This window comes from Pseudomonas sp. DC3200b2 (genome assembly GCF_049895785.1).
In the GTDB taxonomy this organism is placed as follows: Bacteria; Pseudomonadota; Gammaproteobacteria; order Pseudomonadales; family Pseudomonadaceae; genus Aquipseudomonas; species Aquipseudomonas massiliensis.
Genome location: NZ_JAFCTA010000009.1, coordinates 76,523 through 102,114 on the forward strand (window position 1 = coordinate 76,523; position 25,592 = coordinate 102,114).

The 25,592-nt window shown below is 62.7% G+C and carries 21 protein-coding genes; 7 read left to right on the forward strand and 14 right to left on the reverse strand.

Features of this window, described 5'->3' with window-relative positions:
* The first annotated feature begins 87 nt into the window (after nt 1–87).
* The 3 genes from hhe (at nt 88) to ACP691_RS20410 (ending at nt 7,210) form a co-directional block, all read left to right on the forward strand.
* Nucleotides 88–5,838, forward strand: coding sequence for a DUF4011 domain-containing anti-phage protein Hhe (gene hhe / locus ACP691_RS20400; RefSeq protein WP_426153678.1), 5,751 nt, complete (start codon nt 88–90; stop codon nt 5,836–5,838).
* 83 nt (nt 5,839–5,921) lie between these two features.
* Nucleotides 5,922–6,125, forward strand: a complete 204-nt coding sequence (locus ACP691_RS20405) for a hypothetical protein (protein ID WP_426153680.1) — start codon at nt 5,922–5,924, stop codon at nt 6,123–6,125.
* Nucleotides 6,126–6,502: 377 nt separating this feature from the next.
* The gene (locus ACP691_RS20410; protein ID WP_426153682.1) at nt 6,503–7,210 is read left to right on the forward strand and encodes a DUF4007 family protein; all 708 of its coding nucleotides are present in this window, start codon (nt 6,503–6,505) and stop codon (nt 7,208–7,210) included.
* Between the two features lie 178 nt (nt 7,211–7,388).
* Here ACP691_RS20410 and ACP691_RS20415 read toward each other — a convergent pair whose 3' ends face one another.
* Both ACP691_RS20415 and ACP691_RS20420 read right to left on the reverse strand, forming a co-directional pair.
* Nucleotides 7,389–8,645, reverse strand: coding sequence for an RtcB family protein (locus ACP691_RS20415; RefSeq protein ID WP_426153684.1), 1,257 nt, complete (start codon nt 8,643–8,645; stop codon nt 7,389–7,391).
* A 190-nt stretch (nt 8,646–8,835) separates the two neighbouring features.
* Nucleotides 8,836–9,522, reverse strand: coding sequence for a helix-turn-helix transcriptional regulator (locus tag ACP691_RS20420; protein WP_426153687.1), 687 nt, complete (start codon nt 9,520–9,522; stop codon nt 8,836–8,838).
* A 208-nt stretch (nt 9,523–9,730) separates the two neighbouring features.
* Between ACP691_RS20420 and ACP691_RS20425 the strand changes: the two genes are divergently transcribed.
* The gene (locus ACP691_RS20425) at nt 9,731–10,615 is read left to right on the forward strand and encodes a bestrophin family protein (protein ID WP_426153689.1); all 885 of its coding nucleotides are present in this window, start codon (nt 9,731–9,733) and stop codon (nt 10,613–10,615) included.
* Between the two features lie 107 nt (nt 10,616–10,722).
* On the opposite strand, the gene ACP691_RS20430 is transcribed toward ACP691_RS20425, so the two are convergent.
* The 6 genes from ACP691_RS20430 to ACP691_RS20455 all read right to left on the reverse strand — a co-directional run bounded on the left by ACP691_RS20430 (nt 10,723) and on the right by ACP691_RS20455 (nt 15,696).
* Complete coding sequence (locus tag ACP691_RS20430) at nt 10,723–10,962, reverse strand: hypothetical protein (RefSeq protein WP_426153691.1); 240 nt, start codon at nt 10,960–10,962, stop codon at nt 10,723–10,725.
* Between the two features lie 27 nt (nt 10,963–10,989).
* The gene (locus tag ACP691_RS20435) at nt 10,990–12,870 is read right to left on the reverse strand and encodes a PAS domain S-box protein (protein ID WP_426153693.1); all 1,881 of its coding nucleotides are present in this window, start codon (nt 12,868–12,870) and stop codon (nt 10,990–10,992) included.
* A 132-nt stretch (nt 12,871–13,002) separates the two neighbouring features.
* Nucleotides 13,003–13,197 carry a hypothetical protein gene (locus ACP691_RS20440; RefSeq protein WP_426153695.1) on the reverse strand — a complete coding sequence of 65 codons (195 nt, stop codon included), beginning with the start codon at nt 13,195–13,197 and terminating at the stop codon, nt 13,003–13,005.
* Nucleotides 13,198–13,207: 10 nt separating this feature from the next.
* Entirely contained in the window at nt 13,208–13,669 is a 462-nt protein-coding gene (locus tag ACP691_RS20445) for a DUF3597 domain-containing protein (protein ID WP_040259296.1), read from the reverse strand.
* 79 nt (nt 13,670–13,748) lie between these two features.
* On the reverse strand, nt 13,749–14,702 hold the full coding sequence (locus ACP691_RS20450) for a diguanylate cyclase (RefSeq protein ID WP_426153697.1): 954 nt from the start codon (nt 14,700–14,702) through the stop codon (nt 13,749–13,751).
* A 1-nt stretch (nt 14,703) separates the two neighbouring features.
* Nucleotides 14,704–15,696, reverse strand: coding sequence for a response regulator (locus ACP691_RS20455; protein ID WP_426153699.1), 993 nt, complete (start codon nt 15,694–15,696; stop codon nt 14,704–14,706).
* A gap of 310 nt (nt 15,697–16,006) precedes the next feature.
* Here ACP691_RS20455 and ACP691_RS20460 point away from each other — a divergent pair, with 310 nt between their 5' ends.
* A complete protein-coding gene (locus ACP691_RS20460; RefSeq protein WP_426153701.1) occupies nt 16,007–17,590 on the forward strand; it encodes an aldehyde dehydrogenase (NADP(+)) in 1,584 nt (527 codons plus the stop codon).
* Between the two features lie 45 nt (nt 17,591–17,635).
* Here ACP691_RS20460 and ggt read toward each other — a convergent pair whose 3' ends face one another.
* From ggt to ACP691_RS20475, 3 genes are all read right to left on the reverse strand, one after another.
* Complete coding sequence (gene ggt / locus ACP691_RS20465; protein ID WP_426153704.1) at nt 17,636–19,303, reverse strand: gamma-glutamyltransferase; 1,668 nt, start codon at nt 19,301–19,303, stop codon at nt 17,636–17,638.
* A gap of 68 nt (nt 19,304–19,371) precedes the next feature.
* Nucleotides 19,372–20,268, reverse strand: a complete 897-nt coding sequence (locus ACP691_RS20470) for a LysR family transcriptional regulator (protein ID WP_040259291.1) — start codon at nt 20,266–20,268, stop codon at nt 19,372–19,374.
* 20 nt (nt 20,269–20,288) lie between these two features.
* A complete protein-coding gene (locus tag ACP691_RS20475) occupies nt 20,289–20,873 on the reverse strand; it encodes an NAD(P)H-dependent oxidoreductase (protein ID WP_426153706.1) in 585 nt (194 codons plus the stop codon).
* 153 nt (nt 20,874–21,026) lie between these two features.
* Here ACP691_RS20475 and ACP691_RS20480 point away from each other — a divergent pair, with 153 nt between their 5' ends.
* The gene (locus ACP691_RS20480) at nt 21,027–21,323 is read left to right on the forward strand and encodes a putative quinol monooxygenase (protein WP_426153708.1); all 297 of its coding nucleotides are present in this window, start codon (nt 21,027–21,029) and stop codon (nt 21,321–21,323) included.
* A 27-nt stretch (nt 21,324–21,350) separates the two neighbouring features.
* On the opposite strand, the gene mmsB is transcribed toward ACP691_RS20480, so the two are convergent.
* Together mmsB and ACP691_RS20490 are read right to left on the reverse strand one after the other, a co-directional pair.
* Nucleotides 21,351–22,244: a 3-hydroxyisobutyrate dehydrogenase gene (gene mmsB, locus ACP691_RS20485; RefSeq protein ID WP_426153710.1), complete on the reverse strand. Its 894-nt coding sequence runs from the start codon at nt 22,242–22,244 to the stop codon at nt 21,351–21,353.
* A 9-nt stretch (nt 22,245–22,253) separates the two neighbouring features.
* Nucleotides 22,254–23,780, reverse strand: a complete 1,527-nt coding sequence (locus ACP691_RS20490; protein ID WP_426153712.1) for a CoA-acylating methylmalonate-semialdehyde dehydrogenase — start codon at nt 23,778–23,780, stop codon at nt 22,254–22,256.
* A gap of 121 nt (nt 23,781–23,901) precedes the next feature.
* Between ACP691_RS20490 and ACP691_RS20495 the strand changes: the two genes are divergently transcribed.
* Nucleotides 23,902–24,831: a LysR family transcriptional regulator gene (locus ACP691_RS20495; RefSeq protein WP_426153715.1), complete on the forward strand. Its 930-nt coding sequence runs from the start codon at nt 23,902–23,904 to the stop codon at nt 24,829–24,831.
* Nucleotides 24,832–24,970: 139 nt separating this feature from the next.
* Here ACP691_RS20495 and ACP691_RS20500 read toward each other — a convergent pair whose 3' ends face one another.
* Nucleotides 24,971–25,459, reverse strand: a complete 489-nt coding sequence (locus ACP691_RS20500) for a hypothetical protein (RefSeq protein WP_426199766.1) — start codon at nt 25,457–25,459, stop codon at nt 24,971–24,973.
* Nucleotides 25,460–25,592 lie beyond the last annotated feature (133 nt).

Consider the following 25,592-nt stretch of genomic DNA (forward strand, 5'->3'; position numbering starts at 1 on the left):
ACCGCACCTCCCCCAAAGCCCGCCCCCTCACGCCTGACTGAACACCCTCGCCCACGCCCGCCCACCTGTTTCCAACGGATGAACAACATGACGGTAGTTTCCCCCGCCAGCCGACCTTTGACAGTCAATGAAAGGAAGCTCGTACAAGGCTGGATACTGGAACTGGTGCCGGGCAACGGTGTAGCCGTTGGCAACAAGACGCTGAAGCTGCGGCTGGACCAAAAAGCCGAGCTTCATGACTTCGCCCTATCCGATGAGGACTACTGGGCCCTGCGCGATGAGCTGATCGCCAATGGCCGGCTGAACAAGGGCAGTGGCCGGGGCGGCTCCGTGTCGCGTTTGGACAGCAACTGGCAACCTCCCAAGCAAGCACCGGACGCCAGCGAGCCAGCCACCTGGGAAGACCTGGACGAGCCCGCCGGGGACAGTCCGGAGAGTCTAGAAAAACTGCGCAGCCGCCTGCTGGACCTAAGCGCGCGGAACCGGCTGTTGAATTTCTCCCATGCCCGTTCCAAGCGCTTCGCCCGTATCATCGATGAGTTGCCGGATCACCTGTTCGAAACCTTGACCGGTGAGGACGTGATGCGCTTCGCGCCTGTTCCGGAGCCTACCGAGCGCCAGTTGATCGAGCACGGCTACCTCAAGTACGACGAGGTCACCGGCAGCGTGACCGAGTTGAAGAAGCCACCAACGGCTGAGACCTGGGCTCAGGTGCTGGGTATGGAAACCAGCTATGAGCTGCCAGTCGCCGCGCAGTTAACCCCGGATGAGCCGGGCAAGCTTGCCAAGAAGCATGATGACGATGCGATCCAGACCCTTTATTACCCTTCCGAGCTGGAGTCGCGGCTGCAGATCCTGCATGCCCAGGCACGGTTGTCGCTCGACGAAACCGGTGCCAACATCCTTTACCTGGCGCTTGGCTTCCTCGAATGGGACGAGTCCATCGTAGGCAAGAACAGCACGCGCCTGGCCCCCTTGATGTTGCTGCCGGTTCGCCTGGAGAAAGGCAAGCTCAACCCGAAGACGGCCACCTTCGACTATGAGGTGGCCTACACCGGGGAAGACATCCTCACCAACCTCTCGCTGCGAGAGAAACTGCGCCGCGATTTCGGCATCGCCCTGCCCCGCATCACCGAAGACCTGCTGCCGGAGGAATACTTCGCCCGCGTACGGGACACCGTGCTCGAGGTGAAACCGGACTGGAAGCTGCACCGCTTCGCCTCGCTGGGCCTGTTCGAGTTCGGCAAGCTGATGATGTACCTAGACCTGGAGCCCGGGAAAAACCAGGTGCTGCTCCAGAATGCCCTGGTGCAACGGCTGATCGGCATGGACGGCAGCGAGCGTGGCGAATCCACCGGCAGCGGGTTCAGCAGCGAGCACGCCATCGATGAGCTGGCCGAGGTGCACCAGCATTACCCATTGATCGATGACGCGGACAGTTCCCAGCACAGCGCCCTGGTGGACGTCATCCGGGGTGAGGACCTGGTGATCGAAGGGCCACCGGGTACCGGCAAATCGCAGACCATCACCAACATGATCGCCGCGGCTATGGGCCAAGGCAAAAGGATCCTGTTCGTCGCCGAAAAGCGCGCGGCCCTGGAAGTGGTGAAAAACCGCCTGACCCGGGCTGGGCTGGGGGACTTCTGCCTGGAACTTCATAGCCACAAGAGCCAGAAGTCCGCAGTGGCCAGCAGCATCGGCCAGCGCCTCAGCCGCCGAGGCAGCTACCGTACACCGGCCCAATTGCAAAACCTGATCAGCAACTACGAGCGGCTCAAGCAGCAGCTCAACGCCCATGTGCAGCAGCTGCACAAGGTCGAGCCAGACACGGGACTGTCCGCCCACCAAGTGCTCATGCAGGCCACGCGCCTGCGTGAAAGCTTAGGGCTTCGCCCCAGCGACCTGCATCCCTCGGCTGCCCTCCCGCTGGACAAGAACCAGGTGCAGGAGCAGGCCGGCTATTTCGCCCACATCTACCGCAAGACCGCCGAAGAAAGCGGCCAGAGCGGCCAACTGGAAACTCACCCCTGGTTCGGCTGCGCCAAGACGCACATCAGCGAGCTAGAACGGTTCGACCTGCTGCTCCACCTCAGGCAGGCTATCGAGGCCTTGGATACGCTGGCCGCAACGCGCAGCCAGGCCGCCACGGCGCTGGGCGCGACTGAAGTCCTGGGCTTCTCTCCAACCACCGTTCGACAGTTGGCCGATGCGCTGTCCACCACGCCCACCCCGAAGGGCGATGAAGACTGGGCGTTGATCAATCGGCTGGACGCCGCCAGCAGCGAAGCGTTGCATGCCTGGCTGGAAGGCATGGACCAGCTGACAGCGGAGCAGCAGGCGCTCAGCCAGGCGCTACAGCCTTCAGTGATCGGCTCCGCCCAGGCGCTGGACACCCTCAAGCGGGCCTGCGCCCAACTGCAGCTACATAACGACAGCCCGGCGCTGAAACTGGATGACCTGCTGGAGCTGACCCAGGAAGCCGAAGCGCTGATCGAACAGGCGCCCAAGGCTCAACGGCTGGTACAGGCCATTACACAAGCCTCCACGGCTCAAGGTTTAGCCACTAATAAGCAAGGCATCGAGCAACTGACGCTGTTGCTCAGGTTGCTTCAGGGCATGCCCATCCACTTGTCCGGCTGGCGCCACAAACGCTTCGAAGATGCCGCCCTCGATAAGGTGCTGCCCCAACTCAGCGAGTTGCTGGCGAGCATCGAGCAGCAAGGGGACGCCTGCGCCAAGGTGTTCTCGGTGGACCGGCTGCCGAGCCACGATCGCCTGGAAGACCTGCAACGGGTGCTGCAAGACGACTCTCTGTTCCGCTGGTTCAAGGGTGACTGGCGTTCGGCCAAGGCGGAGGTGCTGGGCATGGTACGCCCGGGCATCAAGCTGAAAGCGGCGATCCAAGCGCTGCCAGCGGCCATCACCTACAAGCGCGACCTTCACCAGCTGGCTACGAACGCCAGCTACAACGATGTCCTCGGCGAGCACTTCAAGGAAACCGCCACCCCAACCGCCGACCTGATCACCCTGCGTAGCTGGTATCGCGCGCTTCGCGACCAGTGCGGGCGCGGTTTCGGCGGCAATGTGTGGATTGCCGAATACCTGCTCAAGGAGCAACAGCCAGTACTGGAAGGCATCCTCGATGACGCGCCGCAACTGGCCGCGTACTTCGCGCGCGTGCTGGCGCACCGTGAGCAGCTGGAAAACACCGTGCCTTTGGACAGCCATCTACTGAAGACCGAGGACCTGCTCGCCCCCAATGGGCTGTACCCCCGCCTTATCAAGGACGTAGGCGGTGCGCTCAATGCACTGCTGCCACTGATTACCGAGCAAGCCCCCACCACCGGCCGCATTCTCGCTCTCGCTCAGGCAGTGGAAGGCTGGCAGGCCCAAGCCAGGGCCCTGCAAAACAACGCGCAATTGCTCAGCTGCCTTCAAGGCGAAGCCCTGCCCCGCTTCGACAACCTCGCCGAAGCCCGAGGCCGCCTGCTTGCGTGGCGCCATACCCTCTCGCTCGTGCGGCCGATCCTGGCATTGCCGATAGGGCATTTGCTGGTACCGCAGCTATCAGCATCCAGTGCCAAAGAAGCCGAGCAACGCGTGGCTGACTGGAACGCCTTGGGCGAACTCCTGAACCACCATCTCCAGGCCTGGGAAACGGCCCTGGACGTTTTCTTCAGCAGCGCCGAAGTCGAGCCCGCCCATTGGTGGAAGCGCGTGGACCAGGCCGACTTTGCCGCTATCCATCAGCGCCTTCAAACGGCAGCGCAAAACGAAGACCTGCTCGAACACTGGCTCGACTACCGGCGTCTGCGCCAGCGCCTGGCAGACCTGGGCTTCGAAGCGGTGATTCAGGCCGTCGAGCAAACGACCCTGGCCCCGGAACAGGCCGCGGACGCCTGTCTGCTTGGGCTGCTGGACCTCTGGGCCAAGCGAATCCTGGAAAACAACCCGGCGCTGGCCCAGTTCTCCGGCAAGGACCAGGAAGCCATCCGCGCGCGCTTCGCTGAAATCGACAGCCAACTCACCCAGCTTCAGCGCGAACAGCTGGCGGCACAGATCGACCAGCACAAGGTGCCGGAAGGCAACAACTCCGGTAAAGTGAAAGACCGCACCCAGCTGGCGCTGCTCAAGCATGAAGCCGGCAAAAAGACCCGCCATGAGTCCATCCGCGCGCTCATGCTGCGCGCTGCCGAAGCGCTGCAAGGGCTGAAGCCCTGCTTCATGATGTCGCCCATGGCCGTGGCCCAGTACCTGCCCGCCGGCAAAGTACATTTCGACATCATCGTGATGGACGAAGCCTCGCAGATGCGCCCCGAAGAAGCCCTGGGCGCCATCTCCCGAGGCAGCCAACTGGTGGTGGTCGGCGACCCCAAACAGTTGCCGCCCACCAGCTTCTTCTCCCGCCAGGGCGGAGACGATGACGAAGACAGCGAAGAGGTTTCCCTGGCGCAGGATTCCGAAAGCATCCTGGAAGCGGCCATGCCGCTGTTCAAGCTGCGCCGCCTGCGCTGGCACTACCGCTCCCGCCACGAAAGCCTGATCGCCTTCTCCAACCGGGCCTTCTATGACAGCAACCTGGTGGTCTACCCCTCCCCGCACCGCGAGTCGGCCGAGTACGGCGTGAAATTCGTGCGCGTAGCACGGGGGCGCTTCGTTGACCAGCGCAACGTGGAAGAAGCCGAAGTGGTGGCCAAAGCCATCGAGCATCACCTGCTGCATCGCCCGGAAGAATCCTTGGGCGTGGTGGCCATGAACATCAAGCAGGCCGACCAGATAGAACGCGCCCTGGAACACCTGGCCAAGCAAAACCCTGCTTTGCAGGAAGCGCTGGCCCGCAACGTAGGCGCCGAAGAACCGCTGTTCATCAAGAACCTGGAAAACGTGCAGGGCGATGAACGCGACGTGATCTACATTTCCACCACCTACGGGCCGGTGGACGTAGGCGGCAAAGTACCGCAGCGGTTCGGGCCTACTACCGGCGCCGACGGCTGGCGCCGCCTGAACGTCCTGTTCACCCGCTCGAAGAAACGCATGCAGGTGTTCGCCTCCTTCACCGCCAGCGATGTGCTCGCCACCGGCACCTCCAGCCGCGGCGTACTTGCCCTGCGGGACTTTTTGCAGTTCGCCGAATCCGGCCACATGCCGCACACCCGGGAAACCGGCAAGGCACCGGACAGCGACTTTGAAGTGGCGGTGATCGAAGCCCTCGAGCGCCACGGCTACCAATGCGAACCCCAAGTAGGGGTGGCCGGCTTCTTCATCGACCTGGCCGTACGCGACCCCGGCCAGCCAGGCCGTTACCTGATGGGCATCGAATGCGACGGCGCGGCCTACCATTCTGCCAAGTCCGCCCGCGACCGCGACCGCCTGCGGCAAAGCGTGCTGGAGCAATTGGGCTGGCGCATCAGGCGCATCTGGTCCGTGGACTGGTTCCGCAATGCACGGCTGCAACTGGAGCCTATTCTTCAAGAACTGGCCGCACTGCGCACCGAACCCGCAGCCCTGGCCGAACCGCAAGAGGCAGAGGAACAGGTGATCCAACAAGTGGCCGAAGCACAAAGCCAACACGCCGAGCGCATCACCTTCGTCGGTGAAGCCAACTTGCGAGAAAAGCTGCTCTACCTGGACCAACAAGTGATTCGGCCGGCCCTGCCGAACACACAGGACAACCGACGCCTGCTTCGCCCCGCCATGCTCGAAGCCCTGCTCGAATTCATGCCGGTCGACCGCAGCGAGTTCCAGCAACGACTCCCCGGCTACCTGCGCGACGGCACCGACCCCGCGGAAGGCCGTTTCATCGACGACGTGCTGACCCTGATTGCAGACCACGCCTGAATACCGAGGTAACCCATGAGCCTGACCGAACAGCTGGATGCCCTACGTATCGCTAAAGACCTGCGACCCCCATCGAGCGCCTGATGCGCGCCCTGGAGGAAGCGGCAGACGAGGCTGAAGTCGCCAAGGAAGCGCAGATTCAGATCGAGTTCGTGCAGGCCATGGAGGCGTCGAAAAAGGTACGCGGGCCGCAGGTGGAGGCGCTTTATATTCTGTTCGATGATGCGGTGCAGGCGCGGTTGGGAGAATTGGCGGTGGTGTTGTCGCCGGATCTTCGAAGAGGGTAAGCCCAGAGCCCGCTTATCGATCCGGCCGGCCATCGGGACCTTAGCTTTGCAAATCCGGGTCATGCCCATTTAGACCCGTTTGTTCACGAAGCGCGTCGAAGTCCTAAACGCGTCAGAAGTGGCAAGGATACCATTAGATACACGAAGGTCGCTCCTGCCTTTTGAAGGTTAAGTGGGCCCCGGAAGCGCATGAAATGGCTCAAGCGAGGACCACTCGTGCGGTGTCGGTCCACATAAGTCTCAGGCGCAGTATCAGGAGCGGCAGCAGGTGTGCATTTCGCTATCGCGGCGAACACACGAATGCTGTATATTCATACAGCAATGCGCTCACAGTGGACAACTGGAGCTATTCACCAGTTCAGGGTAAGCTGCGAACCATGAAAAATACCTCCTCAAAAATCAGTCGGGTCGCGCCTGTTCACTTCTCAGGCCATGAGACGTTTCCACTGCGTCAAATGTGGCTCAAAAAAGCTTTCGACCAAGCGACCCACGAAGGGCGGATCCCAAAGACAACCTTTACTAACGAAAGCTCTATCGCAGCTTTCGGAGTAGGTAAGAACATGGTCTCGTCCATTCGACATTGGGCCTTGGCATCCGGGGTCATGGATGACGAAGGCGACACTTTCCGTATCACAAGCCTCGCCATGGAGGTGCTGCAAGACGGCGGTCTTGATCCCTACGCAGAGGATCCTGCTACAGCATGGCTTGTTCATTGGCAGCTAGCCGGGCGGCGTCACCGTTCAACCACATGGTATTGGCTATATAACCATGTGACCGCGCCAACCTTCACGCGCCAAGAGCTCGAAGAGCCTTTGGCTGAATACGCTCGCAGCCTCGACCCTAGCAGGCGGCTGGAGGTCGGCCTCGATCATGCATGCCTTCATCCATTCATAAGCTGCTTGAAACATCGGGTCATCGTCAGCCTTGGCAATGGGGCAATTAAGCGTGCCGTTTGCTTCAATAAGCTGCCAGGTGGTGCGCTCCAACATTGTCCAACATGTAATGTGACCGTCGACAGCGAAGTAGGCTTGCCATTTCAGGATGGATTCCTTTACAGACAATCTATAGGGCTCTTATCGGATTGAAACATGCTTTCCCCAGCTATCCGGGGAAAGCCGTACATGCGCGACCAGTCACCTGGCGGCAGAAAGGCTTGCATGGGATGGCTTCAGAGTCCGCCATTCTAGTTTCAGGTTGCGGCCTCCGCCATGAGCAAAGGCTTTCTTTCTGAAGTCCTGCCAAGTCAATACTGGTATCGCCTTCTCACCCCTTCACACAAACCACCTGCCGCAAGGTATGCACCACCTCCACCAGATCCCGCTGCGCGGCCATCACCTTGTCGATGTCCTTGTACGCCATGGGGATCTCGTCGATCACTGCGGCATCCTTGCGGCATTCCACCCCTGCGGTGGCGCGTTTCTGGTCTTCGACGGTGAACATCGCCTTGGCCTGGGTGCGGCTCATCACGCGTCCGGCGCCGTGTGAACAGCTGCAGAAGGCTTCTTCATTGCCCAGCCCGCGGACGATGAAGCTCTTGGCGCCCATGGAGCCGGGGATGATGCCCATCTGGCCTTTCTGAGCGGAGACGGCGCCTTTGCGGGTGAGCAGGATGTCTTCGCCGAAGTAGGTGCCGCGCTCCACGTAGTTGTGGTGGCAGTCCACGGCGATGAGGTGGGCGTCGAAGGGCTTGTGGATAACCTTGCGGGCGGCGTCGAGCACGGCGAGCATCATCACGGCGCGGTTCTGGCGGGCGAAGTCCTGGGCCCATTCCACGGCTTCGACGTAGTCATCGAAGCTGCGGGTGCCTTCTTTGAGGTAGGCCAGGTCTTTGTCCGGAAGGTTGGCAATGTGGGCGCGCATTTCTTCCCGGGCCTTGGCGATGAAGTAGGTGCCGATGGCGTTGCCGACCCCACGCGAGCCGGTGTGGAGCATGAACCAGACGTGGTCGGTTTCGTCTAGGCATACCTCCACGAAGTGGTTGCCGGTGCCCAGGGTACCGAGGTGTTTGTGGTTGTTGGTTTTCGCCAGCACCGGATGCTTGGCCACGATGCGGTCGAAGCGGCCTTTGAGCGCGGCCCAGGCGTGGTCCACCTGGCTGGGCGGGGTTACCCAGGCGCCGGTATCGCGACCGCCCTTGGCGGTGCGGCCGTGGGGTACGGCTTTTTCGATGGCGCGGCGAAGCGGCGCGAGGTTGTCCGGCAAGTCGGGGGCCCGTAGCGAAGTGCGCACGGCGGACATGCCGCAACCCAGGTCCACGCCTACGGCGGCGGGAATGATGGCGCCCTTGGTAGGGATCACGCTGCCGATGGTCGAGCCTTTGCCCAGGTGCACGTCGGGCATCACTGCCAGGTGCTTGAAGATGAACGGCATCTGGGCGGTGTTGAGCAGTTGCTGCCGGGCGGCGGGCTCGACGGGCACGCCGCGCGTCCACATCTTGATGGGGCTGCCCTTGGGGCTTTCGAGCAGGTCATAGGGCTGCTGAAGGGCATGGCTGGGTTGTTTATCAGGCTGCGCGGCCATGGCTGGGTCTCCGGTTTCAGGGCCTGACGAGGGCCTTTGGCACTGGCGAAGAATACCTCGCTCAAGGTTGGACTGGCCTGGCGGGAAGGAAGTGCATTGGGCGGGTGCGCGGCATCGAGACGCCGTTCGTGCGATGGCTGTTGGGACAAAGACTGCAAAGCCTGCGGGAATTCGGCAGCTTCGCTGCCTCCTACACCAGCTCGACGCCTTCCAGGGCTTGCCAGCGTTCCAACAGGGCCTGACGGCGTATGGGGAAGCCTTCTTTCAAAATGTCGAAGACCACCATCCGCGCCGGCCGGAAATGGCGGAAGTCCTCGCGCTTTTCACACCAGGCCACCAGTACAAGCTTTTTATCGAAATACCCCAGGCCTACCGGCCAGATAATGCGAGTCGTGGCGCGGCCGCTGGCGTCGCGGTAAAGCATGCTGACCTTGCGCTCGGCCTGGATGGCTTCGTGTATCCGCGCCTCGGTGACCTCTGGCGTTTCCTGAGGGGCCTGAGGCCTGAGGAACAAAGTGGACTTATTCAGCCTGTGCCGGAGGTCGGGCGGTATGGCTGCGCTGACTTTATCCAGGGCGCTCTGGCCAGCCTGGGCCAGGCGCTGGTCCGAGCGACCGGTGACCCAGCGCAGGCCGAGCATCAGGGTTTCGAATTCGTCGTCAGTAAGCGCCAGGGCCGGTAGCTGAACCCCCGGGCGCAGCGTGTAGCCTGCCTTGGCGTCACCTTCGATGCGAGCGCCTTGAGCTCTTAGACTTTCGATGTCCTTGGTCAGGGTTCGTGGGGTAACGCCCATTTCCCTGGCGAGCGCGGCGCCCTCTACCGGTGAACGTTCGCGCAGGATTTCCAGCAAGGCAGGCAAACGTTCTGTGGCGGGCATGAAGAGGCGCTTCATAAGGGCATGAGGGCTCTACCTTACGCGATCCGCCCGAAGGCATCACCCTCGCGCGTGCCTTCTTGTCCCGCTGGAGACTGCCCCCTGAACCGATTCACGTCCTGTAACGGATTGCCCCGCTCTAGCACCGAACCTTCCGCCCTCCTCCGCCGTCGGACGCTCATCACACAAGCGCATCACGCGAGGTTCTGAAGTGAAGGCAGCGATCATCAAGAAGTACCGCTTGATCATCAAGACCCTGGGCTATGTGGGCTGGTCCCTGTTCTGGCTGTTGCTGTGGGACGTGGCCGTGACCGTGGATTTCATGCTGTTCCTGGACAGCAAGTTCAACCTGCCCTTGATGCCGCTTACCTTGCTGGGTTCGGCGCTGGTGGTGTTGATCAGCTTTCGTAACAGCAGCGCCTACGGTCGTTGGTGGGAGGCGCGGACGCTGTGGGGCTCCATGGTGAACAACTCGCGCAGCTTCGCCCGGGAGGTGCTGACCTTCGTGGAGGACCCGGCCGAGGGCGCCAACCCGGTCAAGGCCACGCTGCTGCGTCGGCATGTGGCCTATGTAAACTGCGTGGCGGCACACTTGCGTGGGCGTCCCTGCCCGCCTGAGGTGCGGGCGTTCATTCCGGACGACGAATTCGAGCGCCACGGCAACACCAACAATTTCGCCAATGACATTCTCAACGGTTCGGCGGCGCTGCTGGCGAAGGAATACCAGGCGGGGCGGCTGGACAGCATGCGCCTGGCGCGGCTGGAGGCTACCATGGTGGAACTGTCCAATGCCCAGGGCGGCATGGAGCGGATCGCCAATACTCCGCTGCCTTACCCCTATGTGTACTTCCCCCGGCTGTTCCTGACCCTGTTCTGCCTGATCGTGCCTATCGGCCTGGTGGAATCCCTCGGCTGGTTCACGCCCCTGGCCTCGACGGTGGTGGGCTTCATGCTGCTTGCCATCGAGCGCATCGGCACAGATCTGCAAAGCCCTTTCCGCGCCAGCGAGCACCAGATTCCGGTGGATACCATCTGCGAGACCATCGAGAAGAACCTGGAATCGATGCAGCGGGATGCGTTGGGGGGATGTGCCTGATTGGGCGTGGAATCGGGGGTCGTTCGCCAGCTTTGCTGGCTCCCACCGGGTGAACTGGAGCCTCATGCAAGGCTTCGGGCATGTATTCCGGTGGGAGCTAGCGACAGCTAGCGAATGGAGTCGTTTTCCAGCGTTTCGCGCGTTTGGGCATAAGCCTCGTCGGCTTGCCGCTTGAGGTCGAAGCATTCCTGGGTGCTGATCACGCCCAGGCGTTCGAGCACTTCAACGTGAGTACGGAGCGCGGCCTGATAGTAGTCCGGTGCGCCTTTGCGCAGCTTGGCGTCTTCGAGCATGTCATGCCACAGGCGCAGTTCGTTGACCTTGATTTGCTGTAAATCCTTGAACATGGCGGAGCTCTCTTGTGAAGACAGTAATCAAGGGACGGGGATTTGCCCGGAAGGTTCGAATACGTGCACCTGGTTACGGCCCGCCTGCTTGGCATCGTACATGGCGGTGTCGGCATCCTTGATCAGCAGTTCGGCGGTGCGCAGGTCGCCGCCGCGGTAGAAGGTCAGGCCGATACTGGCGCTGACCTCGACGCTGCCAGCGGCCAGCAGCACGGGCGCGCTCAGGGCGGTGAGCAGTTTTTCGGCGACGCCGCTGGCCTGGCCCGGGTCGGCCAGGTGGGTAAGCACCACGATGAATTCGTCTCCGGCGATGCGAAACACCCGGTCGGTGCCGCGCAGGCAGTGGACCATGCGCTGGCCCATTTCCTTGAGCAGCAGGTCTCCGGCGTCGTGGCCGAGGTTATCGTTCACGGCCTTGAAACCGTCCAGGTCGAGAAAGAGTACGCTCAGGCAGTCGCCGTCGTCGTTGGCGCCAGCCATGGCGCGGGGTAGCCATTCGCTCAGGGCGCGCCTGTTGGCCACGCCGGTGAGCGGGTCTTGCAGGGCTTCGCGCTCGCGGGCTTCTTCGCGAGCCTTGCGGGCGCTGATTTCATGCAGGAAGGCGTTGAAGAACACCCCCTGCTCCACATGCAGGGCGTTGATGTGCAGCTCCACCGGAATGGTATGCCCCTGCCGATGCAGGGCCTGGAGTTCCAGGCGTTTGCCCAGTACGCGGTTTTCTCCGGTGCTGAGGTAACGGCGCATGCCGCGCACATGCTGTTCGCGCAATTCCGGGGGCACCAGCAGGTCTTCCAGCAGCCGGCCTACCGCTTCCTCCCGAGACCAGCCAAAGGTCGCCTCGGCTTGGCGGTTCCAGGCCAGGATGCGGCCGTGCTCGTCGGTACGCACATAAGCATCCTGGGTGTATTCGAGCACAGCCACCAGCTCTGCCTCACGCTGATGCAGGGCCCGGGTGCGCTCGGCCACGCGGGCTTCCAGTTCCTCGGCCGATTGGGCCAGGGCAGCCTGGGCGGTCTTGCGAGCCTCGATGTCAGTGGCCACGGCCAGGATGAAATCCAGTTCGCCATTGCTCAGGTCATGGCGGGTCAGGGTCAGGTGGACCCATCGCACGTCGCCATCCTTGCGCAGGTAGCGTTTTTCCATTTCGAAGCGCGAGATCACGCCCTCGCGCAGCTGTTCACGCAACTGCGCGTTGTCATCCAGATCGTCAGGATGGGTCAGTTGCCGGTAGCTCATGCCTACCAACGCCTCTGCGCTGTACCCTGTCAGTTCGCAGAAGGCCGGGTTCACCCGCAGCAGGGTGCCTTCGGCGTCGGACAAGGCCATGCCTGGCCCCGCGCTTTCGAACACTGAGCGCAGACGGTCTTCGGCGGTTTCGATACGGGCCTGGGAGTGCTCCAGATGGGAGCGAGACAGGAAGGCCGTTTCGCGCAGACGCAATTCACGCTCGGCCAGTTCGGCCAGGTCCGTGAGGATCTGCAGTTGGTCCACGGACAGCTCGCGCGGGCGCGAATCGATGGCGCACAGGGTGCCCATGGCATGGCCCTCGCTGGTGTGCAGCGGCACGCCGGCGTAGAAGCGGACATGTGGTGACTGGGTAACCAGGGGGTTGTTGGCGAAGCGTTCGTCACGCTGGGCATCGGTAACCACAAAGGCATGGCGCTGACGAATGGCGTGGTCGCAGAAAGCGATTTCCCGAGGCGTTTGTCGCACTTGAAGCCCCACGGCAGACTTGAACCATTGGCGATGTTCGTCCACCAAGGTGATCAGGGCGATGGGAACGTCCAGGACACGGGCCAGCAGCCGCGTGATGCGGTCGAACTCCGGCTCGGGCTCGGTATCCAGCAGGTTGAGGGCATGCAACAAGCGCAGGCGGATCTGCTCAGCGTCGCTCACGGATGCATTCATGGAAGAAATTACCGTGCTATGGGTGCTACGCGCTTCTGCGGAACCAGCGCAGCTGGCGAACGGGCTGTCGAGCCCCATCCGCCAGTTGCGCTGGCGCTACAGTAAGCCGGGTCGCTTGCAGTATAGAACTGTCTAGCCCCGTGAACCGCCGCGCTCCATGCGCTCACGATCGCTCAGCTCAACAGCGCGCCGGGCCGCGTCTACATCGGTTTTCCGGTATTCGCAACGGCCATGCTCGTCGGTGACCTGGAATACCACGCCCTCGTCTTCGCGCCGGGCTTCACAGGGAATGTCCCTGCCTTCGAGTCGTTTCACGGTGACAGCCATGGGAATGTCCTCAGAGGAGATCCGCCGGAACGGTGCCGCCGCTGGCCGCTACCTTCTGGAGGATGGCTTTGTGTAACCACATATTCATTTCAGCGGAATCATTCAGCTTGTCGGCCGGGCAGCCCAGCTCGTTGGCCAAGCCCTTGCGGTGCTCCAGGCTGCTGTCGATGCCCAGCAGCTTGAGCAGGTCCACTACCGAGGTACGCCAGTTGAGTTTTTCGGCGTGGCCGCTGGCCATGCCGTCGAGCTTGGCGCCCACGTCGATGGTGCTGTCGGTGCGCGGTACCGAGGTCCCGGTAATGCTGGGGGCCAGCCCATCCTGGTTCACTGGCGCGGTGCCCGCTGGGGCAGTGGTGGCAGGGCCCGTGGTGGTAGTCGAGGCCGCGCCCACCGTGGACGTGGTGGTGGACGTCGGTTGATTATCGTCGTGGCCAATGCCCAGCTTGCTCAGGATATCTTTGAAAAAGCTCATCAATGTTTCCTCGTAACGCGGTAGGTAAAAAGTTGACCTGCGCCTTACGAGGAAAGTTTGATCGCATCGACGATCGTGCTCAGGCGTGCACGGTCACCCGGTTGCGGCCACTGCGCTTGGAGGTGTAGAGCGCCTGGTCGGCGCGCTCGATCAGTTCCTGATGGTCGGCGGCCGGGCGCTGCAGGTCCGCCACGCCCAGGCTGATGGTGAAACGGATGAGCTTGCCGTCGTGCTCCACCACGGTTTCCTCGATCGAGGCCCTGAGGCGCTCGGCCAGGATCTGCCCGCCTTCCTTGTCCGTATCCGGCAACAGGAGGGCGAATTCCTCGCCGCCGTAGCGGCCGCAGATGTCCGAATCGCGCACATGCTCGCGCACCATGTCCGCCACCCGCTGGATCACCCGGTCGCCCCCGGGATGGCCATAGGTATCGTTGACCTGCTTGAAGTGGTCGATGTCGAACATGATCAGGGTACAGTCGTTGCCGTAGCGGCTGTGCCGGGCGTACTCATGCTTGAGGGCTTCTTCCCAGTGGCCACGGTTGTACAGGCCGGTGAGGCGGTCGGTGCTGGAGAGCTTCTGCAACTGGGCGTTGACCATTTGCAATTGCCGACGATTGGTAGCGACTTCCGTCACGTCGTAGATCACCAGGCAGATATGCTCCACCTGATTGTTGATCGAACGCAGCGGAAAAAGCGTGGTGTTCTGGTACATGAAGGGTTCGGAGCCGGTGATCGGCTGGTACGTCTCGAACTTCAGCAAATGAGGCCGCTGCTCCCAGATGGTGAACGACGGCGACCCCAGGGTAATCACGCTTTCGACCTTGCGGGTGAACCAGGTCTGGTCCACCTCGTGGAACAGGCTGAAGAAGGACTTGCCCTGGGCCTCGCGGGCGGGCACGCCGGAGTGGTTCTCGATGAAGGTGTTCCATACCGTCACGTTGAACTGGCGGTCGAACACCACCACGCCCACGTCGATACTCTGGGTAATGGCCAGCAGCCAATGCAGCTCGGTCAGGTCAAGGGATCTATTCATGTCAGTTCATCATGTACGCGAGCTTGCCTTTTAACCGGGGCAGCGAGGTTTCGGTGAACAACAGCAAGAGGTCGAAATGAATATCGTGCCCCTCCACGCTGTAGCTGATCTCAACGGCCAGGGTTTGTTTCCAGCGATGGCGGTTGAGCTTGATCAGGTCTTCGATGCGCGCGTGTTCACCCAGCACTTGCGGGTGGCTGAGCGAGAAGGTGAGGTCGATCTGTTCGCCGATCCCGCTGAGGCAGGCGCCGATCAGCAGGGCGGAGAGGTCCAGCAGCATTTCGGACTGGCTGCTTTCACGGTGCTCTTGGCGCAGCAGGCGGGCCATGTCGGCCATGCTGCTGTCATGGAACATCAGCAGGGCCTCGCCCGCGATACCCTCGCCGATGTAGCCCTGGCAGATGGCGGTCAGTTGGCTGCCCCGCTGGGCATCGGCCAGGGCCATGTGCAACTCGCCTACTTCCAGCACGTTCACATTGGGCAGAGGCAGCTCCACGAACACATCGAGCACCTTGGCCAGCAGCGCCGCGGCCCGGCCCATGGCTACGTTCACGGTTTCCCGGAAGGCATCGTTGAAGCTGATATTCATGGCCGCGGCAACGTCGCTGGCGCTGCCTTCGCCGCCTGCTGTCAGGCCACACAGGGCCAGGGCCTTGCGCAGCTCATCCGGGTTGCCGGGCTTTCTCAGGAAGGTGACCGCCCCCAGGGCCATCACCCGACGCACGGCTTCGTCCTGCACATCGCCGGATACTACGACCACCTTCACCGGCAAGCGCTCGTCACGAATGGCGGCCAATACCTGGTAGCCGTCCATTTCCGGCATGGTCAGGTCCAGCAGCACGACCTGGCCCTTGCCCGCGCGAATGGCCTCCAGCCCCAGCCGCCCGTTCTCGGCCTGGGTGACCGATACGTTGAGCCCCTCGGGCAATGCCCGCAGCAACTGCTTGCGGGCCATGTTCGAATCGTCACAGATCAGCAAAGGTACAACGGCCATCGACTGGGTTATCCCGATTAGTTGCCCGTGGCGCGGGGCAAGCCCGCGGTACGCCAAACAGCAAGTTGTGGCATAAGGCCACCTACTCTACCAGTCTGTATCCACTTACTCATACGGACGGTAGCAAATCACAGCGGTTGCGTCAGGCTACAGTGAAGAGCACCCTGAGCAGTGCTTGGACATCCCAGCCCGCGGTTGTATGATGTCCGTTAACAACAGCGAATAACCCACGTCGAAGCTCTTCGCTTTGGTTGGTATCCCGCTTCGGCACCGCTCATGCTTCCCCCGTTAACCGAACAAGGAGACAAGAATGCCTGACGTTCTCGGACAGAACTTCATCAACGGTTCCCGTAGCAAAGGGGGCGAAGCCAGCCTCAAGAGCATAGACGCCAGCACCGGCGAAGCCCTGCCCTATGCGTTCTACCAGGCCACCGAGGCTGAAGTGGACGAAGCCGCCCGCGCCGCCGAAGCGGCCTACCCGGAATTCCGCCAACTGAGCCCGGCCCGCCGCGCTGAGTTCCTCGAGGCCGTCGCTGATGAATTGGACGCTCTCGGAGACGATTTCGTTGCCATCGTTTGTCGCGAAACCGCGCTGCCGGCTGCCCGTATCCAGGGCGAGCGCGGCCGCACCAGCGGCCAGATGCGCCTGTTCGCCAAAGTACTGCGCCGGGGCGACTACCTCGGTGCCCGCATCGACCTGCCGCTGCCAGACCGCAAGCCCCTGCCGCGCCTGGACCTGCGCCAGTACCGCATCGGCGTAGGCCCGGTGGGCGTATTCGGCGCCAGCAACTTCCCCCTGGCCTTCTCCACCGCCGGTGGCGACACGGCCTCGGCCTTCGCCGCCGGCTGCCCGGTGGTGGTCAAGGCGCACAGCGGCCACATGGCCACGGCTGACCTGGTGGGCACCGCCATTGTCCGCGCCGCTGAGCGCACCGGCATGCCCAAGGGCGTGTTCAACATGATCTTCGGCAACCGCGTCGGCGAAGCCCTGGTCAAGCACCCGGCCATCAAGGCCGTGGGCTTCACCGGCTCGCTCAAGGGCGGCACCGCGTTGTGCAAGATCGCCGCCGAGCGCCCGGAGCCCATCCCGGTATTCGCCGAGATGTCCAGCATCAACCCGGTGATCCTGCTGCCGGAAGCCTTGAAAACCCGCGGCGCCACCGTCGCCAAGGAACTGGCCGGTTCCGTGTGCATGGGCGCGGGCCAGTTCTGCACCAACCCGGGCCTGGTCATCGGTGTGAAGTCCGCCGAGTTCACCAGCTTCCTCGAAGCGCTCAAGGGTGAAATTGCCGGCCAGGCGCCGCAGACCATGCTCAACGCCGGTGGCCTGACCAGCTACAGCCAGGGCGTGCAGCACCTGCACGACCACCCGGGCATCACTCACCTGGCCGGTAACGCCCAGGAAGGCAGCCAGGCCCAGGCCCAGCTGTTCAAGGCCGACGTGTCGCTGTTGCTCAAGGGTGACCCGCTGCTGCAGGAAGAAGTGTTCGGGCCTACCACCGTGGTGGTGGAAGTGGCCGATGACGCCGAGCTCAAGCAAGCCCTGCTGGGCCTGCGCGGCCAGCTGACCGCGACTCTGATCGGCGAAACCGCGGACCTGACCGCCTACCAGTGGCTGGTGCCGATCCTGGAGCACAAGGTTGGGCGTATCCTGGTCAACGGTTACCCCACCGGGGTAGAAGTGTGCGAAGCCATGGTCCATGGCGGCCCCTTCCCGGCCACTTCGGACGCTCGCGGCACGTCCGTCGGCACCCTGGCCATCGACCGCTACCTGCGCCCGATCTGCTTCCAGAACTACCCGGACGCGCTGCTGCCTGAAGCCCTGCAAAACGCCAACCCGCTGGGCCTTCAGCGCCTGGTCAATGGCGAGTGGAGCACCCAGCCTATCGCCTGATGGGCTGTGCCGGCCGCCGCCCCGCCAGGCGGCGGCCACCTTCGCTTATTGCACCACACGCCCCTCCCCGCGCCCACGTGGGTCAGACGCGGTTTCCAGCTCGCCGTCCCGCACCCGAATCAGTTGCACGTTGCCCATCAGCCACCCCTGATCTTCCAGGGTGTAGCCCATTTTCTTCAGGTCATCGGCCACCTCTCCCGTCAGCGGCGCCAGCGCGTCGTAGTAGATGGTGTCCTTGGGCAGCAACTGGTGATGCACCCGCTGTACGGTCACCGCTTCCACCGGGGTCAGCTGATAGTCGTACAGGTTGTTGAGCACCTGGAACAGGGTAGTGAAGATCCGCGAGCCGCCCGGCGTGCCCAATACCAGGGTGACATGGCCATCGCGGGTCACGATGGTCGGGCTCATGGAAGACAGCATCCGCTTGCCTGGGGCAATGGCATTGGCGTCGCTGCCGACCACACCGAAACCGTTGGCCACGCCGGGCTTGGCGCTGAAGTCGTCCATTTCGTCGTTGAGCAGGAAGCCCGCCCCGTCCACCACCACGCCGCTGCCGTAGTCGAAGTTCAGGGTGTAGGTGTTGCTCACGGCATTGCCGTCTTTGTCGATTACCGAGAAGTGGGTGGTCTGGTGGGTTTCCAAGCCTGGGCGCACCTGCTCGGTGGGCGAGATGGCCTTGGGGTTGATCTCGGCGGCGCGGCGGTCCAGGTAGGCCGGGGCGATCAGCTTGTCCACCGGCACCTTGTTGAAGTCCGGGTCGCCCAAGTAGTCGGCGCGGTCGGCGAACACGCGCTTTTCGATTTCCGCCAGCAGGTGAATGTACCGGGCCGAATTGAGCGGCACGCCTTTGAAGTCTTCGCTGCGCCTCTCCTTGATGCCCAGCAACTGGGCCAGGGCAATGCCGCCGGAACTGGGCAGCGGCGCGGTGTAGATGGCATTGCCGCGCCAGTCGATCTTCAGCGGTTGGCGCCAGTGGGCCTTGTAGCCCTTGAGGTCCGCCGCGGTGATCAGGCCCTTGTCCTGCTGCATCTGCTTGACCAGCAGTTGCGCCGTCTTGCCTTGATAGAACTCGCTCACGCCCTTGTCGGCGATACGTTCCAGGGTTTGCGCCAGCTCCGGCTGGGTGAAACGCTCACCGACCTTCATGTTGCCGAAGTACTTGCCGAAGTTGGTGCTGCCCTTGAACAGGCCCAGGGCATCCTCGCGGTATTGGTACTGCTCCTGGGCCACGATGAAGCCGCGCTTGGCGTAGCCGATGGCCGGCGTGAGCAGCTCGGCCCAGGGCAGCTTGCCGAAGCGCTTGTGCGCTTCCCACAGGCCCATCACGGTACCGGGCACCCCTGCAGCCTTGGCGCCTACCAGGCTCAGGTCAGGCACCACCTCGCCCTTGGCGTCCAGGTACATGTCCTTGGTGGCGGCCTTGGGCGCGGTTTCGCGGTAGTCGAGGAAGTACGGCTTGCCATTGACGAACAGGGTCATGAAGCCACCGCCGCCGAGGTTCCCGGCCTCGGGGAAGGTCACCGCCAGCGTGAAGGCAGTGGCCACCGCCGCATCCACGGCGTTGCCGCCACGCTTGAGCACGGCTTCGGCCACTTCCGCGCCGTAGCGGTCCGGCGAGGCGATGGCCCCCGCCGGCAGGGCACTGGCCCAGCTGGTGCCGCAGGCGACCAGCACGGCCGTGGCGACCAGGGTTTTGCAGAGTACGAGACGCATGGGCGATCCTTGTTGTGGGAAATCCGCCCTCAAGTAAGGACCAAAAACGCCGTCTCGGCAAAATCCGGTTATTTGGCGTACGCCTTCAGCTTCTCCTGCATGAAGTCCAGGAAGCACTGGATGCGCAGGGCCAATTGCGTATTGCGGTAGTACACCGCGTGGATCGGCTGGCGATGGCCGCTGTTGTGGCTGGCCAGCAGTACCTTGAGTCGGCCCTCGCGGATGTCGTGGTGGGTCATGAAATGCGACAGGCAGACGATGCCTTCCCCGGCCAGGGCCAGCTCGCGCAGGGTGTCGCCACTGGAAGCGGCCAGCGCCGGGGTAATGGCCCAGCGGTCGCCGCCACTGTGGCGCAGCGGCCACTGGTTGAGCCCTTCGTTACGAGTGAAGCCGAGCAGGGTGTGCCGCTGCAAGTCTTCCACATGACGTGGCGTGCCGTGGCGCTCCAGGTAGGCCGGGCTGGCCAGCAGGTTCAGCGGGCTACTGCCCAGGTGGCGCGCATGCAGGGTGGAATCGGCCAGGCTGCCGATGCGGATGGCGACGTCGGTGCTTTCTTCGAGCAGGTCGATGATCAGGTCGTTGGTGTTGAGCTCGAGGAAAATATCCGGGTAGCGGCTGCGGAATTCCGCCACATGGGGCACTACCGCATGGAGCATGAAGGGCGAGGCGGCATTGACCCGCAGTCGCCCGGCCGGCGCCTGTTGGCGCAGGGCCAGGTGTTCCTCCAACGCTTCCATGTCTTCAAGGATGGCCTTGGCCCGCTCCAGGAAGAACTTGCCCTCCTCGGTGAGGCTCATGCGCCGGGTGGTGCGGTTGATCAGGGTAGTGCCCAGTTTGGCCTCGAGCCGCGCCAGGGAGCGGCTTACCGCCGAAGGCGATTGCCCGACCTGCTCGGCGGCGGCGGAAAAGGAGCCGCCGTCGACCACTGAAACGAAGAGTTGCAGTTCATCGGATCGGGCTTTCACATACCAGGCTCTGCGGGAATTCACATTCCTTTTAACACAGTTTCCAGGTGCTGCTGATAGCGGGCAACGTCCGCGTCTACATTCGGCCGTTTCATCACATCCACCGCCAGGAAGGTGGGCAGCGGTTGCATGCCGAGGAACTGGTTGGCCTTGTGGAAGGGAAAGTAGACCGCATCCACGCCCCTGCCTTCGAAGAAGTCCTGAGGGTCGTCAAAGGCTTGCTGGGGGGCGTTCCAGGTGGCCGAGATCATGTAGCGCTTGTCGTGGATCAGCCCGCCGCTGCCGTAGCGCTGGGAGGCGTCTGAACGGGTACGGCCGTCGTTGGCGTACAGGCTGCCGTGGCCCTGGGTAAACACCTCGTCGATGTATTTTTTCACCGTCCAAGGCGCGCCCATCCACCAGCCGGGCATCTGGTAGATCACCACATCGGCCCAAAGGTATTTCTTCACCTCGACCTCAATGTCGTAGCCGCCATCGATGAAGGTGGTCTGCACGTCATGCCCGGCATGGTCCAGATAGGCCAGGGCGGCATTGTGCAGGGTTTCGTTGTAGCGGCCGTCGGAGTGGGCGAACTGCTTGCCGCCATTGAGCAACAGGATCTTCATCTGAACCTCCAAAAATTCGATGGAGCGCAGACTAGAGCCTGATGGCTTGAGAAAACAGCTGGCGCGATGCAAATCGCTTGTTCCGCCAATGCATGAATGCCATCTGCATTGTTGCGGTAATCTTCAACTCCGCTCACTGTTTGGAGACGCTTCGTGACAGACGCCTATGCTTTCATACTTAAAGCCAAGACCCGCCCCGAGCGCGCCGAGGCGTTCAAAGCGTTGTTCTTGAATTATGTCGACGCCAGCCGCGCCGAGCCGGGCTGCATCGAATACCACATGCTTCAGGACGACCAAGACCCGAGCCTGTTCGTGTTCTTCGAAGTATGGGCCGATAAGCAGGCCTTGGACGTGCACTCCGCCCTGCCTCACATGCAGGCGTTCTTCGAGGCTCGCATGGAGTACCTGGAGCGGGACTTCGAGATCCAGCGGGTACGCCCGCTGAAGTGAAGCCCCATTGCCCGTCGCACCCGGCGGCTAGGTGTTTTCACCGGCTTGATAGGCCTTGACGATGGCGGAGAAGTCCAGCCCGCCCTCGCCTCGCAGGTTCATGGCTTGGTACAGCTGCTGGGCCAGCCCGCCCATCAGCACCGGCTGGTTGGCCTGGCGGGCCGCCTCGGTGGCCAGGCCCAGGTCCTTGAGCATCAAGGCCGCGCCGAAGCCGCCGGTATAGCCGCGGCTTGCCGGTGCCGTGGGCACGATGCCCGGCCACGGGTTGTAGGCCTCGGCGCTCCAGCAACGGCCGGTGGAGCTGTTGATCACTCCTGCCAGCACCTGGGCGTCTATGCCCAGGGCGCTGCCCAGGGCCATGGCTTCGGCCACTCCGATCATGGAAATCCCCAGCAGCATGTTGTTGCAGATCTTCGCTACCTGACCGGTGCCGACCTGGCCGCAGTGCACGATGTTCTTGCCCATCTGCGCCAGTACCGGCTGCAAGGTATCGAACAGGGCATCGCTGGCGCCGACCATGAAGGTCAAGGTGCCGGCCTGGGCCCCGCCGGTGCCACCGGACACCGGGGCATCGGCGAAATCCACGCCCTGCTTGGCGGCCAGGGCGTGCAGGTCGCGAGCGGTCTGTGGGTCGATGGTGCTGCAGTCCACCGCCGGGGTACCGGGGCGGATGCCGGCCAGCACGCCGGTTTCTTGCTGGAACACCGCGCGCACATGGGCCGCGGCCGGCAGCATGGTGATCACCAGTTCAGCCGGCTCGGCGGCTTGGCGTGGGGATTCGGCCACCTCCGCGCCCAAGGCGCCGAGTTCCTCGAGGATGCTCCGGTTGAGGTCGAACAGCACCAGCTGATTGCCGGCCTTGATCAGGTTGCGGGCCATGGGCGCGCCCATGTTGCCCAAGCCGATGAATGCGATGCGCATGGCAGCTCCTTAGCGCAAGTGGATGGTGGTGTTCACGCCGGTATTGACGCTGGCGTCATCGAACCAGCGGGCGGTCACGGTTTTGGTCTGGGTGTAGAACTGCACCACCTGCTTGCCGTAGGGCCCAAGATCGCCCAGTTTCGAGCCCCGCGAGCCGGTGAAGCTGAAGAAGGGCACCGGTACCGGAATCGGGATGTTGATCCCCACCTGACCCACGTCGATCTCGCTCTGGAACTTGCGCGCCGCCGCGCCGCTCTGGGTGAACAGCCCGGTGCCATTACCGAAGGGGTTGCGGTTGACCAGCGCGATGGCCTCGTCGAGGGTGTCCACTTCCAGCACCACCAGTACCGGCCCGAAGATCTCCTCGGTATAGATGCGCATGTCCGTGGTTACGCCGGTGAACAAGGTCGGGCCCACGAAGTTGCCGTTCTCGTAACCCGGCACCTTCACCCCGCGGCCGTCCAGCTCCAGACGCGCGCCTTCGCGCACGCCACTTTCTATCAGCTCTTCCACCCGCGCCTTGGCCCGCGGCGAAATCAAGGGGCCTACATCGGTGCCCGGCTCGCTGCCCGCATTGACCTTCAGTCGCTCGGCCAAGGCCTTTAGCTGAGGAATCCACTGGCGACTTTCGCCGACCATCACCGCCACCGAGGTGGCCATGCAACGCTGGCCGGCGGCACCGAAGGCCGCGCCTACCAGCGCATTGAGAGTCTGTTCGCGATTGGCGTCCGGCAACACCACCGCATGGTTCTTCGCGCCCATCATGGCCTGCACCCGCTTGCCATGCTGACCGGCCAGGTTGTACACATGGGTGCCTACCGCCGTTGAGCCCACGAACGACACTGCCTTGATCAGCGGATGGGTGCAGATGGCATCGACCACTTCCTTGCCGCCGTGCACCACGTTCAACACACCGGCCGGGATGCCGGCTTCCAGGGCCAGTTCCACCAGCAGCAGGGTGGAAAGCGGGTCTTGCTCGGAGGGCTTGAGCACGAAGGTATTGCCGCACACGATGGCCATGGGAAACATCCACAGCGGGATCATGGCCGGGAAGTTGAACGGGGTGATGCCCGCGCATACCCCGATGGGTTGGCGCAGGGTATAGGTATCGACCCCGCCCGCTACGTTTTCAGCGAACTCGCCCATCTGCAGGCTGCCCACCGAGCAGGCGTGCTCCACCACCTCCAGGCCCCGGAAGATATCCCCTTCGGCGTCGGCCAGTGTCTTGCCCTGCTCGGCGCTGAGCACCGCGGCAATGCGCTTGCTGTGCTCGCGAATCAGCGCCTGCAGCTTGAGCATGATGCGCATGCGCGCGCCTATGGGCGTTTGCCGCCATTCAATGAAAGCCCGCTGCGCGGCCTGCACGGCGGCGTCCACTTCCTCGGGCGTGGCGAAGGGCACCCGGGCCAGCACTTGCTGGGTCGCGGGGTTGAGCACGTCTTGCCATTGAGTGCTGTTCGATTCGACCCAGCGGCCGTCGATCAGCAGCTTGGCGGTTTCGACCTGGGTGGAATTGGACGGAACGGGTGCGTTCATGAAACCTCCGCGTGATTGTTGTTATTCGCAGGGCCGCCATCGAGAGGGGTGGCAGCCTGGGGCTGCATCCAGTATAGGTATGCAAACTTCCAATAAGAACGTAGATATAAGCCGGACCATCATGCAAAAACACCTAACCTCACTGGCGGGCCTGAACTGGGACGACCTCAAGTTCTTTCTCGAAGTAGCCCGCCTGCGCAAGGCCAGCAGCGCGGCGAAACGCCTGGGCGTGGACTACACCACCGTCTCCCGCCGCATCAATGCCCTGGAAGCCTCCCTTGGCACCCTGCTGTTCGAGAAGTCCCGCACCAACGGCTTCAGCCTCACCAACGAAGGGCAGCGTCTTCTCGGTTACGCCGAGGCCATCGAAAGCACCCTGCACATGGCCTGTGAACAAGTGACCGGCTCTGGCCTGGCGCCCTCAGGGCATGTCCGCATGGGCTGCACCGAAGGCTTCGGCAGTTTCTTCATTACGCCGCTGTTGAGCCGCTTCGTGGAGCAGTACCCGGCCATCTCGCTGGACATCCTGCCGCTGCCGCATTTCATCAGCTTGTCCAAGCGCGAGGCGGACATCGTGATTGCCGTAGAGCGCCCCGAGCATGGCCCCTACGTCTGCTGCAAGCTCACCGACTATCGCCTGCGGCTCTACGCCACCGCCGACTACCTGGCCCGCCACCCGGCCATCACCGACGTCAGCCAACTGGCCGCTCACCCCTTTGTCAGCTATGTGGACGACCTGGCCTTCAGCGCCGAGCTGCTTTACCTCAGCCACGTTCTACCCAACGCCAGCGCCCGCCTGCGCAGCACCAGCGTGGTAGCGCAGATGGTCGCCGCCCGCCAGGGCCACGGCCTGGCCATTCTCCCCTGCTTCCTCGCCGCCGAAGCGCTGGATCTGGTTCCCGTGCTGCCAGACCAAGTGAGCCTGACCCGGCAGTTCTGGATGTACTGCCGGGAGGATCTGCGCAAGCTAAAGCGGATTACCCTGTTGTGGGATTACATCAGGGCCGAGACGGAGGCACGACAGGGGGTGTTGATGGGGGACAGTATGTGATAGGAAAGCCGAGCGTCTGAAGCCCTTCTTCCGCCTCTGCTCTGGTTCAAAAACACCGCGGCGCCCGGCTTGAATCAAGCCGGGCCCGGTAATAGCCAAACGGTAGAGAACGGAGCCCTCCGAGCTCACTCAAGATCAACTATGGCCGGTCTTCACCCCTCGCATTATCCCCAAGCGTTTTAGGAGGGCGACCGTAATACACAAAGTTATCAAAATCCTCATGACGGTACGTATCATGACGCTCATAATAGTTATAGACCACCGATAGCTTTTGCTCGTTAACCGTAGGCTCGCTATCATGAAGAACTTTTCGCCCCTGCATGATAAGAAGTGCCCCTTTCTTCGCATAGATTTTTCGATTCTCCACCCAAGAGTCCTTTTTGCTGGGATGTGATCGTTGAACCTGCATTCGCAGTGGCGCCTCTGAGTTCGTAGTCAAGAAGAGCAGCACGGTGATTCCGTTGGTATCGTAGTGCAGGCCCAAGGTACCTCCCCCAGGTGGATAGGCCTTTATGTTGATATCGGACACCGGGTAGGGGGACACCACCGTGTCTGTAAGCGTTACGAGGCTTACCAGAGGGAGAATCGAGTGGTAGACCGCCGTCAGCTCAGGCAGCTTCTCTCGCACGTCTTGCCCTTTGAAGATGTAATGATTGTAGGCACCTCCCAGGTCCGATACAGCATCGGTACTAGCCCGTCGTGAAGGACCAGGTCCACTTCGCACGCGGCGATAGCTGCGTCGACCCGGCTTGCCAGCCTAT